Origin of the sequence: Brevundimonas sp. UBA2416, from assembly GCF_002343105.1 — a bacterium.
In the GTDB taxonomy this organism is placed as follows: Bacteria; Pseudomonadota; Alphaproteobacteria; order Caulobacterales; family Caulobacteraceae; genus Brevundimonas.
Genome location: NZ_DDRM01000043.1, coordinates 25,934 through 39,299, shown reverse-complemented (window position 1 = coordinate 39,299; position 13,366 = coordinate 25,934). Strand labels below are relative to the sequence as shown.

General features: G+C 70.7%; 13 protein-coding genes. 2 read left to right on the top strand and 11 right to left on the bottom strand.

Annotation, left to right across the window (positions count from 1 at the left end; all coding sequences use genetic code 11):
• The first annotated feature begins 58 nt into the window (after positions 1-58).
• Entirely contained in the window at positions 59-1,378 is a 1,320-nt protein-coding gene (locus tag B3E43_RS13960) for a metal-dependent hydrolase family protein (RefSeq protein ID WP_292030527.1), read from the top strand.
• On the opposite strand, the gene lpxK is transcribed toward B3E43_RS13960, so the two are convergent.
• From lpxK to B3E43_RS13935, 5 genes are all read right to left on the bottom strand, one after another.
• On the bottom strand, positions 1,363-2,385 hold the full coding sequence (gene lpxK, locus B3E43_RS13955) for a tetraacyldisaccharide 4'-kinase (RefSeq protein WP_292030526.1): 1,023 nt from the start codon (positions 2,383-2,385) through the stop codon (positions 1,363-1,365). The two genes, B3E43_RS13960 and lpxK, sit on opposite strands and share 16 nt — an antisense overlap.
• Positions 2,382-3,692, bottom strand: coding sequence for a 3-deoxy-D-manno-octulosonic acid transferase (locus tag B3E43_RS13950; RefSeq protein WP_292030525.1), 1,311 nt, complete (start codon positions 3,690-3,692; stop codon positions 2,382-2,384). Before B3E43_RS13950 ends, lpxK begins: the two co-directional genes overlap by 4 nt.
• Positions 3,689-4,378, bottom strand: coding sequence for a lysophospholipid acyltransferase family protein (locus tag B3E43_RS13945; protein WP_292030524.1), 690 nt, complete (start codon positions 4,376-4,378; stop codon positions 3,689-3,691). The genes B3E43_RS13950 and B3E43_RS13945 overlap by 4 nt, the downstream gene beginning before the upstream one ends.
• Positions 4,375-6,210, bottom strand: coding sequence for an ABC transporter ATP-binding protein (locus B3E43_RS13940; RefSeq protein WP_292030521.1), 1,836 nt, complete (start codon positions 6,208-6,210; stop codon positions 4,375-4,377). The genes B3E43_RS13945 and B3E43_RS13940 overlap by 4 nt, the downstream gene beginning before the upstream one ends.
• 240 nt (positions 6,211-6,450) lie before the next feature.
• Positions 6,451-7,539 (bottom strand): winged helix-turn-helix domain-containing protein, encoded by a 1,089-nt coding sequence (locus B3E43_RS13935; RefSeq protein ID WP_292030520.1) that lies wholly within the window; start codon positions 7,537-7,539, stop codon positions 6,451-6,453.
• Between the two features lie 139 nt (positions 7,540-7,678).
• Here B3E43_RS13935 and B3E43_RS13930 point away from each other — a divergent pair, with 139 nt between their 5' ends.
• On the top strand, positions 7,679-8,344 hold the full coding sequence (locus B3E43_RS13930) for a fused DSP-PTPase phosphatase/NAD kinase-like protein (protein ID WP_292030588.1): 666 nt from the start codon (positions 7,679-7,681) through the stop codon (positions 8,342-8,344).
• Positions 8,345-8,347: 3 nt separating this feature from the next.
• On the opposite strand, the gene B3E43_RS13925 is transcribed toward B3E43_RS13930, so the two are convergent.
• The 6 genes from B3E43_RS13925 to B3E43_RS13900 all read right to left on the bottom strand — a co-directional run bounded on the left by B3E43_RS13925 (position 8,348) and on the right by B3E43_RS13900 (position 13,366).
• A complete protein-coding gene (locus B3E43_RS13925; RefSeq protein ID WP_292030518.1) occupies positions 8,348-8,578 on the bottom strand; it encodes a hypothetical protein in 231 nt (76 codons plus the stop codon).
• Positions 8,579-8,649: 71 nt separating this feature from the next.
• Positions 8,650-8,898: a DUF4170 domain-containing protein gene (locus tag B3E43_RS13920; protein WP_292030516.1), complete on the bottom strand. Its 249-nt coding sequence runs from the start codon at positions 8,896-8,898 to the stop codon at positions 8,650-8,652.
• Positions 8,899-8,921: 23 nt separating this feature from the next.
• Entirely contained in the window at positions 8,922-9,719 is a 798-nt protein-coding gene (locus B3E43_RS13915) for a 3'(2'),5'-bisphosphate nucleotidase CysQ (RefSeq protein WP_292030514.1), read from the bottom strand.
• Positions 9,716-11,071 carry a TldD/PmbA family protein gene (locus B3E43_RS13910; RefSeq protein ID WP_292030512.1) on the bottom strand — a complete coding sequence of 452 codons (1,356 nt, stop codon included), beginning with the start codon at positions 11,069-11,071 and terminating at the stop codon, positions 9,716-9,718. The genes B3E43_RS13915 and B3E43_RS13910 overlap by 4 nt, the downstream gene beginning before the upstream one ends.
• Positions 11,072-11,120: 49 nt before the next feature.
• Positions 11,121-11,528, bottom strand: coding sequence for an MAPEG family protein (locus B3E43_RS13905; protein WP_292030510.1), 408 nt, complete (start codon positions 11,526-11,528; stop codon positions 11,121-11,123).
• The gene (locus B3E43_RS13900; RefSeq protein WP_414631363.1) at positions 11,528-13,366 is read right to left on the bottom strand and encodes a M14 family metallopeptidase; all 1,839 of its coding nucleotides are present in this window, start codon (positions 13,364-13,366) and stop codon (positions 11,528-11,530) included. The genes B3E43_RS13905 and B3E43_RS13900 overlap by 1 nt, the downstream gene beginning before the upstream one ends.

Below are 13,366 nucleotides of genomic sequence, written 5' to 3'. Positions count from 1 at the left end.
TCCCGCAAGGGGCGACGCCGCCTAGGGTGCCCCCATCGTCCAGAATGGGGAGCTTCCGATGATCCAGAGACGAGGTCTCGTCGCCGCCGCGGCGGTCGCCTGCGCGACGCTGTTGTCCCTCTCGGCCGCCGCCCGGCAGGCGCCGGCCGAGGTGATCATCGTCCATGCCGGAACCCTGCTCGACCGTCCGGGCCAGGCGCCGCGCCGGAACGCCAGTCTGATCATCCGCGGCGGCCGTATCGAGGCCGTGCGGGACGGCTTCGTGCCCGCTTCGGAATTCGCCGGGGCCCGGGTCGTCGACCTGTCCGGCAAGTTCGTCCTGCCCGGCCTGATCGACAGCCACGTCCATCTGACCGGTGAGCAGAATCCGAACGCCCGGCTGGAGAATGTGACCCAGTCGGATGTCGACCAGGCCTTCGTCGGGGCGCGGTTCGCCCGCCGCACCCTGATGGCCGGGTTCACGACGGTCGCCGATCTCGGCGCGACCAATGAGACGATCTTCGCCCTGCGCGACGCGGTGCGGCGCGGGGATGTGGCGGGGCCGCGGATCATCGCCTCGGGCGAGGCGGTCTCGGTCCACGGCGGGCACGGGGACATCAACGGCTACCGCGAAGACATCATGCATATGTTCACCGGCGAGAGCATTTGCTCGGGCGCCGACGACTGCATGCGGGCGGTGCGGCTGCAGGTCCGGTCGGGCGCCGACGTGATCAAGATCACGGCGACGGGCGGGGTGCTGTCGAACACGGCCGCGGGGCTGGGCCAGCAGTTCTCGGACGAGGAACTGGCGGCCATCATCGGCGCGGCGCACCGGATGGGGCGTCGGGTGACGGCGCACGCCCACGGCGTGGACGGGATCAACGCCTTCCTGCGGGCCGGCGGCGACTCGATCGAGCACGGCACCTATCTGGACGATGAATCGATCCGGCTGTTCCGCCGCGAGGGGACCTATCTGGTGCCGACGCTGCTGGCCGGGGACTTCGTGGGCCGGATCGCCTCCGGCCCGGACAATTTCTTCACCCCGGCCCAGACGGCCAAGGCGCTGGAGGCCGGGCCGAGGATGCTGGACATGGTTCGCCGCGCCCACGCAGGCGGCGTGCGGATCGCCTTCGGCACCGACTCGGGCGTCTCGGCCCATGGCGACAACGCCCAGGAGTTCGCCCTGCTGGTGCGGGCCGGGATGACGCCGCTGCAGACGATCCAGGCGGCGACGGTGAACGCGGCGGCGCATCTGCGGATTTCGCAGGACGCGGGCCGGATCGCGGCGGGCATGCCGGCGGATCTGATCGCGGTCGGCGGCGACCCGCTGGCCGATGTGACCGAGCTGGAGCGGGTGCGGTTCGTGATGCGGGGCGGGGTGGTCTACCGGGCGGAGTGAGCCCGGAGCGCCCCCAGCAGCAACCGCTGAAATCCCGCCTCATCCTCGAACGTCGCCTTGACCGGCCATGAGAGGACGCGTGCCCGCCATTCGGGGGACAGGCGGAACCAGTCCTTTTCGGTGGTGACCAGACGGGCGTGACTCCGCTCGGCGCGGTCGGCGAGGAAGGCGAGATCACCCTCGCGGAAGGCCGCGTGGTCGGGAAAGGGGGCGAAGTCGATCAGTTCGGCGCCGGCGGCGTCGAGGGCGCGCTCGACCTTCCACGGTTTGGCGATGCCGGCGAAGGCGACGATTGGGCCCTTGGGCGGCGGGGCGGCGGGCATCAGACGGGCGACGTGGACCGGCAGATCGCCGAAGGCTTCCAGTAGCTCGGGATCAACGCCCGGGGCGTCGGCGGGCAGCAGCACCACGACGGCGTCGGCGCGGGCCAGACCGTGGCGGAGCTTCTCGCGCATCGGGCCGGACGGAAACACCGAGCCGTCGCCGAAGGGCCATTCGTCGCCGCGCGTCTCGCCGTCGACGACGACCAGGCTGAGCGTCTTCTTGAGCGTCGGGTTCTGGTGGGCGTCGTCGAGGACCAGAACCTGGGCGCCGGCGGCCGCGGCGGCGCGAGCCCCGGCGACGCGGTCGTGGGCGATCCAGGTCGGCCCGCCGAGGGCCAACATCAGGGGCTCGTCGCCGACGTCGGCGGCGGTGTGGATGGCGGCGTTCACCTGCGTCGGTTCGCGCAACGACCCGCCATAGCCGCGCGACAGGCCGTGCGCGTTGATCCCGGCCTCATGCAGCAGGCGAATGGCCTCGCGGGTCACGGGCGTCTTGCCCGAGCCGCCGACGGTCAGATTGCCGACCGAAATGATCGGCACGCCCGGATCGACCGGGTCAGCGCGGGCGATGCGGCGGGCGGTGACCGCGGCCCAGAGCCACGACAGGGGCTTGAGCAGGATGCGGGCGACCGCGCCGTGCCGGGCGTCGCGCGTGTACCACCAGCGGGGGGTATTGAGCTTCATCGGCGGCCTCGCCCAAGACTCGAAGGCGATGCGGCGGGCGGCAGGAGCGGCGCGAGGGCGTCCCACAGCCGATCCAGGCCCGAGCCTGCCTCGGCGGCGGCGCGTCGGCCGCGTTCGCCCATGGCCCGGGCGGTGTCGGTGTCGGCCAGAAGGGGCGCCAGGACGGCGGGCAGGTCCCACGGGGCCTCGACCACGGTCAGGCCGCCCGACTGGACCAGAGCGTCCGTGACGGCCGCCCAGTTGGTCATGTCGGGGCCGGTGACGGCAGGCTTGCCGAGGCGGGCGGGCTCGAGCGGATTGTGGCCGCCAACGGGAGGCTTCTCCAGAGCGGCCGAGAAGGAGCCGCCCATGACCACCACATCGGCGAGGCGCAGGAACAGGCCCATTTCGCCGAGGGTGTCGGCCAGATAGAGGTCGGTGTCGCGGTCCGGCTCGCTGCCTTCCGAGCGTCTGGCGAAACGGTAGCCGTCGCGCTCGAGCGCGGCCGCGATCTCTGCACTGCGGGCCGGGTGGCGCGGCACGAGGATCAGGCACAACCGGTCCGCCAGCTTGTCGAGGGCGCGGACGAGGGCAATCTCCTCGCCGTCATGGGTGCTGGCGGCGACGACCACGGGCCGGTCGCCGATGGCGGCGCTGAGGCGGGTGAAGGCGGCGGCGTCGTGCGGCGGAGCCTCTCCCGAGAGCTTGAGGTTCACATGGCCGTCGATCCGGGCGCCGAGGCTGTGCAGCCGGGCGGCCGAGGCCTCGTCCTGGGGCAGGATGCGGTCGAAGGCGGACAGGATCTCCCGCGCCGCGCCGGGGAAGCGCCGCCAGCCGTTGACGGTCTTTTCCGTGATCCGGGCGCTGGCCAGGACCAGTTTCACGCCCCGCCGGCGGGCTTCAAGGATGAGGTTGGGCCAGAGTTCGCTCTCGACGAAGACTGCGAGCGACGGCCGCCAGTGGTCGAGGAAGGCGGTCACGGCGCCGGGCGCGTCGACCGGAGCGAACTGATGGATGACGCCCGCCGGCAGGCGACGGGCCAGCAGCTGCGCCGAGGTCAGGGTGCCCGAGGTGACGAGAATGGCGAGATCGGCCCGGCTGCGGCGCAGGCGCTCGACCACGGGCAGCAGGGACAGGGTCTCGCCGACGCTGACACCATGCAGCCAGACAAGGTCGCCGTCGGGACGGGGAAGCGAGGCGCGGCCGAGACGTTCGTCGACGCGGGCGGGGTCCTCCTTGCCCTGTTTGGCGCGGGCGTCGAGCAGGCGGGGGGCCAGGGGCTCCAGCAGGCGGGTCAGCAGACGCCAGGCGATGAGGGCGAGGCTCACCGGGAGGGTTCCAGCCCGGTGATGGCGTCGGCCCGGGCCTCGACCGCGTTGAGGCGGCCGGTCCAGTCGCGGGCGACATCGGCCAGTTCGGCGCCCTCGGGATAGTCCGCGACATCCCAGACGATCGCCCCCTTCGAAAACGGCAGTGGCAGGACGGCGCGGTCCCAGCTGTTCAGCCGGATCGCCGGCTTGCACGACAGGCCGATAAACAGAACGGGCGCCGTCGACAGCCTGGCCATCAGAGGCAGGCCCTCGGCCATCTGACGCGCCGGTCCGCGCGGGCCGTCGGGGGTCACCGCGAGGCCACCCAACTTGAGCTGCTTCAGGCCGTCGCGCAGCGCCTGGGTGCCGCCCTTGGCCCGGTCGATCTTGTCCTTGTTGGCCGAGGATCCGCGCACGGCGGGAATGCCCTGCAGCGCCATGGCGCGGGCAATGAACTGGCCGTCGGCGCTGAGCGAAACCAGCCCCTTGATCGGCTGGGCCCGGTCGAGAGGCCAGCAGGCCGGGCTCAGGCCGATCCGCGAATGCCAGAAGGCGCAGAGCACGCCGCCGCCCTGTTTCCAGATCGCCTCCGCCACGCCCTCATTCTCACGGGTCCAGCGGATGGTGGCGAAGCAGAACCGCATCCAGGCCGCGAGCAGCCAGGCCAGGGCGCCCTGGATGACGGGGTTCCGGAGGGGTCTCATGTCGCCGCCGTGACGGGATCCCCGTCGAGCGATTGCTGCCGGGCCAGTCGTGAATAGAGGCCGCCCAGTCTGACCAGTTCGGCGTGGCTGCCGGTCTCGACGATACGGCCGGCCTCGACGACATGGATGCGGTCGGCGTTGCGGACGGTGGACAGGCGGTGGGCGATCATCAGGGTTGCGCGGCCCTGCATCAGGCGTTCGAGGGCGGCCTGGACGAGGGCCTCGCTCTCGGTATCGAGGGCGCTGGTGGCCTCGTCGAGCAGCAGGATGGGGGCGTCCTTGAGGAAGGCGCGGGCGATGGCGATACGCTGGCGCTGACCGCCCGACAGGCGCAGACCCGCCTCGCCGGCGCGGGTGGCGTAGCCCTCGGGCAGGGCGGAGATGAACTCGTGGGCGGCGGCGGACCGGGCGGCGTCGACGATGTCTTCGGCCGTGGCGCCGGGGCGGCCGTAGGCGATGTTTGCGGCGAGGGTGTCGTCGAACAGGAAGGGCTCCTGCGTGACCAGGGCGATGGCGGCGCGGAGGTCGTGCAGCTTCAGTTCGCGGATGTCGCGGCCGTTCACGGTCACAGCCCCGCCGGTCACGTCATAGAAGCGCGGCAGCAGGCTGAGCATGGTGCTCTTGCCGCCGCCCGAGGGCCCGACGAGGGCGACGGTCTCACCGGGGGCGACCGTCAGGCTGACGTCCGAAAGGGTCGGCGCCGTGCCCCCGGAGGCGGGACCGTAGGCGAAGGAGACGCGGTCGAAGGCCACGGTGGTCGGGCCGTGCCCGAGCGGCGCGGCGTCGGGCGCCTCGCGGATCTCGGGCTGGATGTCGAGGGCGCCGAACAGGCGGCGGGCGGCGGTCAGGCCTTCGGACATGACGGTCTGGAGGTTGGTCACCTGCCGTAGCGACTGGCCCGCGGCCATGAGCAGGCCGATGTAGGCGGCGAAGGAACCCACGCTCATGGCCCCGTCCTGCGCCCGCCAGCCGGCATAGGCCATGACGGCGGCGACCACGATCATGGCGACGAGGTTGGAGAAGGGGCCGGCGAAGGCGCGGGAGTCGGCGCTCTTGATGACGTGGCGCTGACGGCGGGCGACGACCTCGCCAACCCGCGCCTGTTCCGCCGCCTCGCGGTTCTCGATCTTGATCAGGCGGACGCCGTCGAGGTTCTCCATCAGGGCGGTGGAGAGGTTCGACGTCTCGACCATGGCGCCGGTGGTGGCCTTGCGCATCCGCTTGCCGAAGCGGCGCATGACGAAGGCGATGACCGGGGCGCCGAGCAGGACGATCATCGTCAGCCGCCAGTCGGTCCAGGCCATGTAGGCGATCACGGCGACCAGGGTCAGGGCGTGCTGAGTGTAGTTGACCACGCCATTGGTGAAGGCCTCGCGTACCAGATTGGCGTCGAACAGGACCGAGGAGACGAAGCCGCCGGAGTGCTGGCTGCGCAGCCGGGCGAGGTCGGCGCGGATCATGGCCCCGAACAGGCGGACCTGGATGTCGCCGACGATGCCGTGGCCGAGCCGGTTGACGAGCGCCGCCTGGCCCAGGGCGGCGGCGGTCCAGATCAGGCCGGCGCCGATGATGATGGCGGGTATCCAGACCAGGGCGCGGCCCGCCGGGACGGTGATTACGCCCCAGATGGTCACGGCCTCGCCGAGGAAGAGGCCGTCGATGGCCGGCTCGAGCAGCTGCAGCACCGTGGCGGCCATGACGCCGACGATGGCGGCGCACAGGATCGACAGGAACAGCGGCGTCCGGTGATGGGAGAGATAGTCGCGCCAGATGCGGCCCAGCAGCGGGCGCAGGGGCTCCTTCTCGTCGGCGGCGGGCGCGGGCGGCGTCATGGGTCCGAGGTCGGACGGCTGGGGGGGGAAGTCAAGCGCCTCATGGGGACGTCAACCACGTCGTTTCAGGAACTGTTAGAGCGCCCCGGCCTTCCTGAAGGAACAGGAGGGCCGGGCATGTTCAAGGCAGTGCGGGATTTGATCCGTCAGTGGTCGTGTCGCCGGCATCGCTGGCGGCCGGATCGACGCAATGCCGGGGGCGAGTGGTGCGACCTGTGCGGGGCGCGTCGCAAGGCGCCGTCATAGGCGCGCGGCAGCCAGCCTCCGCTGGACCAGAATGGTGGTCCCGACGACGAAGCCGCAGAACAGGGCGCCCTCGAGCCCGCCGGTGACGGCCTGGCTGACCGGGCCGAAGCTGGCCTCACCGAACAGGCCGCCGATTGGGTCGAGGCTGAGGCGGGAGGTGGGGAACTGGCGGGCGAGCAGGTCGAGGCTGCCGCCCATCAGCCGTCCGCCGAACGACGGAATGAGGACACCGACGACGGCACCGGACAGGGCAGTGGCGGCGGCTGTGAGTCTGAGGCTCAGCGCGCGGCCGGCGCTCAGCCAGGCTCCGAAGCCGATCGCGGCGCCAAGCAGGGCGCCTTCGCCGGCGCCGGTCATCGCGGCGGGCGACTGGCCGAACAGCAGGTTGAAGGCGTCGACGCCGAGCAGCTTCACCACGGCGCCGATGACCAGACCGCCGAACGCGCCGCCGATGATGGCTCCGGGCGAGGCGTGGCCCCAGGCGGTTCTCGCCGCCGCGATCCCCATGCCGACGCCGCCGCCGCCGATCATGCCAACCGCGGCGGTGAGGACGACGAGGACGAGCACGATCGAACTCGCGCCCATGCCGGACTGCAACGGCTGGGCGGCGCCGAGACCGTAGAACAGGCCGCCGAGCACGCCGGCGATGGCACCGCCGATCATCCCGGCGCCGCCGAGCTGGAGGAACAGGGGTTGGGAGCGGTCCGGCGCCGCGTCGGGTGCTGATACAGGCGCGGCTGTGACCGGTGGCGGCGCGTCCGGCCCAGGCGTTTCGACGGGCGCGACGAAGCGGTAGCCGTGTTTGGGCACGGTCTCGATGAAGCGCGGATTGGCGGCGTCGTCGCCGAGCTGGCGCCGGATCGTGCGGATGCACTGGGTCAGGGCTTCATCGGTGACGGGGACGCCGCGCCAGACCTCCTCCAGAAACCGGTCCTTTGACACCAGCTTGCCCTGCTCGCGCACCAGCAGGGCGAGGGCGTCGAGATAGCGGGCGTTCAGCTCAACCGACACGCCGTCGCGGGTCAGGCGGCGGTCTGCGGGGTCGAGCAGGAAAGGGCCGAAGCGGAAGCAGCCGGGGGCCATGGTTCAGGGATACCTCGGGCGTTGCACGGGCCGCTCGCCCGGCGCGCCGGGCGAGGAAGCGTCAACCATGCGTCGCGGCAAGGCAATGTGTTTCGTGCGCCGGGATGACGGACCGGTTGCGACCCGCTATCTGCGATCCATGGCGCGGTACGATCTCAGCACCCCGGGCGGCCGGTTCAAGGCGCGGTGGGACTATGTCTGGAAGGACCACGCCTTCCTGCGCCGCTGGTTCATGAACGGCCATTGGCTGGGGCCGGACCTGGTGCGGACCAACCAGCCGTCGCCGCGCCAGCTGGCCTATTGGAAGTCCAAGGGGATCAGGACGATCATCAACCTGCGCGGGGCGCGGGACGAGGCCTATTACGCGCTGGAGAAGGATGCCTGCGAGCGGCTGGGCCTGACCCTGATCGACGCCCCGCTGGACTCACGGGATCCGCCGCAGAAGGACCGGGTGCACCGGGCGCGGGCGTTGTTCAAGACGATCGAATATCCGGTGCTGATCCACTGCAAGTCGGGGGCGGACCGGGCAGGGATGATGGCGGTCTTCTATCGCCACTTTCACCTCGGCGAGCCGATCTCCGAGGCGATCAAACAGCTGGACAAGCGATACCTGCACCACCGCGAGGGGCTGACCGGCGTGCTGGACTTCACGCTGGAGAAATACCTCAACGAGGTCGAGCCGACGGGCGTCAGCTTCATCGACTGGGTCGACAGCGACGCCTACGATCCGAAGGCGATCCGGGCCGAGTTCAAGGCCGGCTGGTGGGGCACGATCCTGACCGACAAGCTGTTGAGGCGGGAGTAGGCGTCAGCCCCAAGGGCCGCGCGGTTCGCTCTTGTCGGATGGCGATCCGGGTTCTCCGCCCTCGGCGGCGATCTCGGCGTCACGGCGCGCCTTGCGCTCGGCGTTCCAGGTCTTGAACCACTGGGACTCCTTGCGGTTGCCGCGCCAGGCGCTGACCCAGAGGACCAGCAACAGCAGCATCGAGACCAGCGAGACGATCTCTGTTCCGTCGAAGGTTCGGCCGAAGAGGGTCAAGGGCGGGGTTCCTGCAAGTGGAAGGGCACCATAGCCCTGAAAGCGCGCCGGGCCGAGACCCGGTTCCGCCGTCAGTGGCCGTGCGCGTCGCCCCGCGGGTCGATCATCCGGTGGGCGTGCAGGATGAAGAACCGCATGTGGGCGTTGTCGACCGTGGCCTGCGCCCGAGCCTTCCACGCCTTGCGGGCTTCCTCATAGTTGGGGAATGCGCCGACGAACTCGACCTTGGACAGATCGCGGAACACCGGGGCGTCGAGGTGGCGGAGCTCGCCGCCGATGACGAGGTGCAGCAACTGATCGGTTTCGGCGGGCTTGGTCATGGGTCGTCCGGAGATGTGGGGAGCTAGCGGGGCGCCAGCGGAATAGGCGCTGTCCGCCGCACGATCAACGGGTGAAGCGCCGGACCGCTGCAAACGAGGCTGTTCTGACGCGGATCGGCCTGGTTGAAGCGCCAGGCGTGGCCGTGGTGGTCGCTGACCCTGCCCCCGGCTTCCTCGACAATCAGGGCGCCGGCGCAGACGTCCCAGTCCCACTTGGGGGCGAGGTTGATGGCGGCGTCGAAAGCCCCGGCGGCGACAAGGGCCATGCGATAGGCGATGGCGTTGCGCTTCTCGAACCGCATGGCAGGCCACGGTTCGAGCCAGTGCGGCCCCTCGATCAGCCGCGCGTCCGCGAGCACGGAGGCGTCGTCCAGATCGTTGGTGTCGGAGGCGCTGATCGCGCGGCCCTGCAGCGAGGCGCCGCCGCCCAGGGTGGCGGTGAAGGTCTCGCCCAGAGCCGGGGCGTGGATCACGGCGGCGACGGGGCGGCCGTCCTCGACGATGGCGATGGGAATGCACCACCACGGCTTGCCCTTCATATAGGCGACGGTGCCGTCGATCGGATCGACCACGAAGATGCGGCGGTTCGACAGGCGGTCGGCGTTGTCGGTGGTCTCTTCCGACAGCCAGCCGTGGTCGGGCCGGGCCGAAAGCAGCGTGTCCTTGAGCAGTTGATCGACGGCCATGTCGGCCGAGGTCACCGGCGACCCGCCCGACTTGGACCAGATCTTCAACCCGGCGTCGCGTTCGGCCAGCGCCAGCCGGCCCGCCGCCTCTGCGGCGTCGCGGATCAGGTCGAGATCGGCTGCCAGGTCGCTCATTTGCCGGCGATGGCGACGCCGTCGAACATCAGCGACGGACTGTTGAAACTGCCGCGGAACTCCAGGTCAGAGCCGCGCTCGAGCCGGGTCCAGAGCTCGGCCAGATTGCCCGCGACGGTGACGCCGCTGACGGGCCAGACGATCTCGCCGTTCTCGAACCAGAAGCCCGAGACGCCCGCCGACCAGTCGCCGGTGTTGGCGTTCAGGGACGGACCGAACATGGAGGTGACCAGCAGGCCGGCGCCGGCGTCGGCCATCAGTCCGGCCAGATCGCGCTCGCCGGGTTCCAGATGCAGGTTGTGGGTCGAGACGCCGGGCGGTCCGGCGAGGCCACGCGAGGCATGGCCGGTGGAGGCGAGCCCCAGCTGGGCCGCGGCGGCGCTGTTGAGCAGCCAGGTGGTAAGGACGCCGTCCTGGACGATCGACTGGCGCGAGACGGCCACACCTTCGTCGTCGAAAGGGGTGGAGCCGAGGCCTCGGACGCGGAAGGGATCGTCGACCAGATCGACGCCTGCCGGCAGGATGCGCTGGCCGAGGCGGTCCTTCAGGAAGGAGGTGCCGCGTGCGATCGAGGGGCCGGAAATGGCGCTGATGATCGGCGAGATGACCTGGGTGGCGATGCGGTTCTCGAAGATCACCGGAGCGGTGGTCGAGTCGATCTTGCGCGGGCCGGTGCGGGCCACGGCGCGGCGGCCGGCGAAGTCGCCGATGGAGGCGGCGGACGGCAGGTCGGACAGGTGACGGACCGCGCGGTGTTCGCCGCCGCGTTCCATGGCCCCGTCCTTCTCGGCAATGACGCCGACGCCCAGCGAAAAGGCCGAGCCGTGATAGGCGCCGTCGAAGCCGTGCGAGGTGACCAGCCGCCAGCGGCTGGACGAGGCCGAGGCGTGTCCGCCTTCGGATTTGGAGACGCCGGGGACAGCCATGGCGATGGCTTCGGTTTCGGCGGCCATAGACTCAAGCTCGGCGGCGCTGCGCTCGGCGGGATCGAACAGGTCGAGATCGGCGAAGGGGCCGCGGGCGAGGCGGTCCTGCGGGGCGAGGCCGGCGTAAGGGTCCTCGGGGGCCAGCCGGGCCATGGCCACGGCGCGTTCGACCAGACGAGCGCGGGTGGCGTCGGACAGGTCGGAGGCGGAGACGGTGGCCTGACGCCGGCCGATGAAGACGCGCAGGCCGAGGTCGCGGCTTTCCTCGCGTTCGACCTCCTCAAGGGCGCCGTTGCGGACGCCGACGGAGAGGGAGGCGCGCCCGGCCGAGACCGCCTCGGCGGCGTCGGCGCCGGCCCTCAGGGCGGCGGCGACCAGTTCGGGCAGGATGTCGGGAGAGGCGGCGGACGCGGTACGGTCAGGCATGCCCCGATATGGCCGGGCGAACGCGGCGCCGCAACCACGCTCGTGAAGTTCAGACGAAGGCGTGGACCATCAGCATCCCGCCGGCGGTGAACAGGGCGGCGTAGGTCAGGACCATGCCGAGCACCCGACCCGCGGTCGGCTTCTTGTCACTCAGGCTGACGGCGTGGATCAGACGTCCCGCCAGGAGGCCCGCGCCCACGGCATGCACCGCCATGGCCGGCATCCCCAGCATGGCCAACAGGGCCAGGGCCCCGACACCGACGGGCACATATTCCGCCGCATTGCCAAACACCCGGCCCGCCAGGGTGATCTGGGAGCCGCCGCCGTCGCCGAGCAACACCTTGTGCTTGCGGCGGTTCATGACGACCCGCACGGAAAGCACGAGCATAAGCAGGAGCAGCAGGCCGCTCCACAAGGCCGCCGCCTGAACCGGCGTCATGGTTTCGATCGTCGCCATCAGTTTTCTCGCCCCACCGGATAGAGTCGGAAGCGGTCATCATAAAACGGGGTTCGCTCGTAGAACCATTGCAAACGGGCGTCGCCGTCGGCGGCGAATTCCGGCTCGGCGGCCAGTTTCGCCTCGAACGCGGCCTTGAGGGCGGGATCAGCGGCCATCATCGCCTCGGCCAGCGGGGCGATGGCGTAGCCCTCGATATATTCCACGCGGCTGAGCACTTCGGGGAACAGGCCCCAGGCGAAGAAGCTCTCGCTGGATTGCGGCTCCAGCAGCAGGACGACGATGTCGCCCAGCGGCTGGTCCGTCGGCACGCGCACCGAGCCGACGGGGAAGGTCCAGTCGCGACGTTCGGGCGTCACGCCGGTGACGGTGACGCCGACACGGCCCTCATTGGCCCGGGCCGCCAGCCTCGGTTCGACGAGGCGCAGCATGTCGAGATTGACGGTGCGCGGTGCGTCCTGGGCCTCCATCTGAATCCCGTGCAGGCGCAGCCGCTCGATGATGTCGGCGCGGTGGCCTGGGACCCAGTAGGCCTCGGGACGCTGCAGAGTCAGGGTCGGGCGTGAGCCGTAGAAGGGCAGGGACCAGGGCTCGGGATCGGCGACGCCCAGCCAGCGGATCTCCGAACGGCCCGAGGCGGGGCTGTCGTACATCTCATAGCGGATGCCCTTGAAGGTCCGGGTGTAGGCCGGGGTCGGGTCGAGCGCGAAATTGGCCGGGATTTCGGCGGGGCGCAGGGCGGTGTCGGCGGCGATCGCCGTGCGCAGGGCGGGGCCGTCCTCGGCCAGCCGGCGCATGGCGGCCTCGAGGAAGACATAGGTCCCCAGCACCCGCTGCTCATAGGGTTTGAGGCTGTGGTTCTCGATCAGGATGGTCGGGACGTGAGCCGCCGAGCCCCAGCCGTTGGAGAAGCGCTCGCCGAGGCCGCCGTCGGACAGGCCGGCGCGGGGATCGTCGCCGACGCCGAAGACCAGCTCGCCGGGGATGTGGCCTTCGGCTTCGAGTGCTGCGTTGATCGCCGGCTTGAAGGCGTCGTCCAGCCAGCGGGCGATGGCGGGTGAACGGGACCAGACGCCGTTCTCGCCGTTGTAGCCGTAGGTGATGTCGTACTGGTAATCCATGCCGTCAGTGACGTGGATGTCGAGGTACAGATCGGGCCGGTATTTGAGGACGAGGCCGCGGACGGCGCGCATCTCGGTCTGGTCCAGTTTCAGATAGTCGCGGTTGAGGTTCTGGTTCGTGGCCGTATTGCGCCAGCCCTGGATGCGGGGCCCGCGCTGGTTCGGGCGGGAGTAGGCCGAGGCGCGCTCGTGACCGTCGACGGACAGGATGGGGATGAGGATCAGATTGACCCGGTCCAGCAGGTCGTCCTTGCCGTTGAAGGCGATGTCGCGGAGCAGCATCATGCCCGCGTCCTTGCCGTCGATCTCGCCGGGGTGGATGCCGGCCTGGGCCAGCAGGACGGGCTTGGACGGGTCGAAGGCGGCGCCGTCCTTCGAGGCGATGACGGCGTAGATCGGCCGGCCCTCGGGCGAGACGCCGAACTGTTCGATGCGAATCAGATCCGAGGCGGCGTCCAGCCGGTCGAACCAGGCGCGGGTGTCGGCGTAGTTCGGGCTTTCGTCATGCTCGGCGTCGGCCTCGAAGGCCGTGACCCAGGGGTCGGAGGCGTCGCGCAGCAGGGCGCGGCTGGCCCCGTCCCAGGCGGGCGCGGGCGGCAGGAAGGGCTGGTCCCAGGGCGCGGCGTTGGGGACGGACGGCGGGGCGGTCTGGGACATGGCGGGGCTGACGCAACTGACAAGGGCGGCCAGGGCCGCGGAAAACAGGATGGGGCGCAT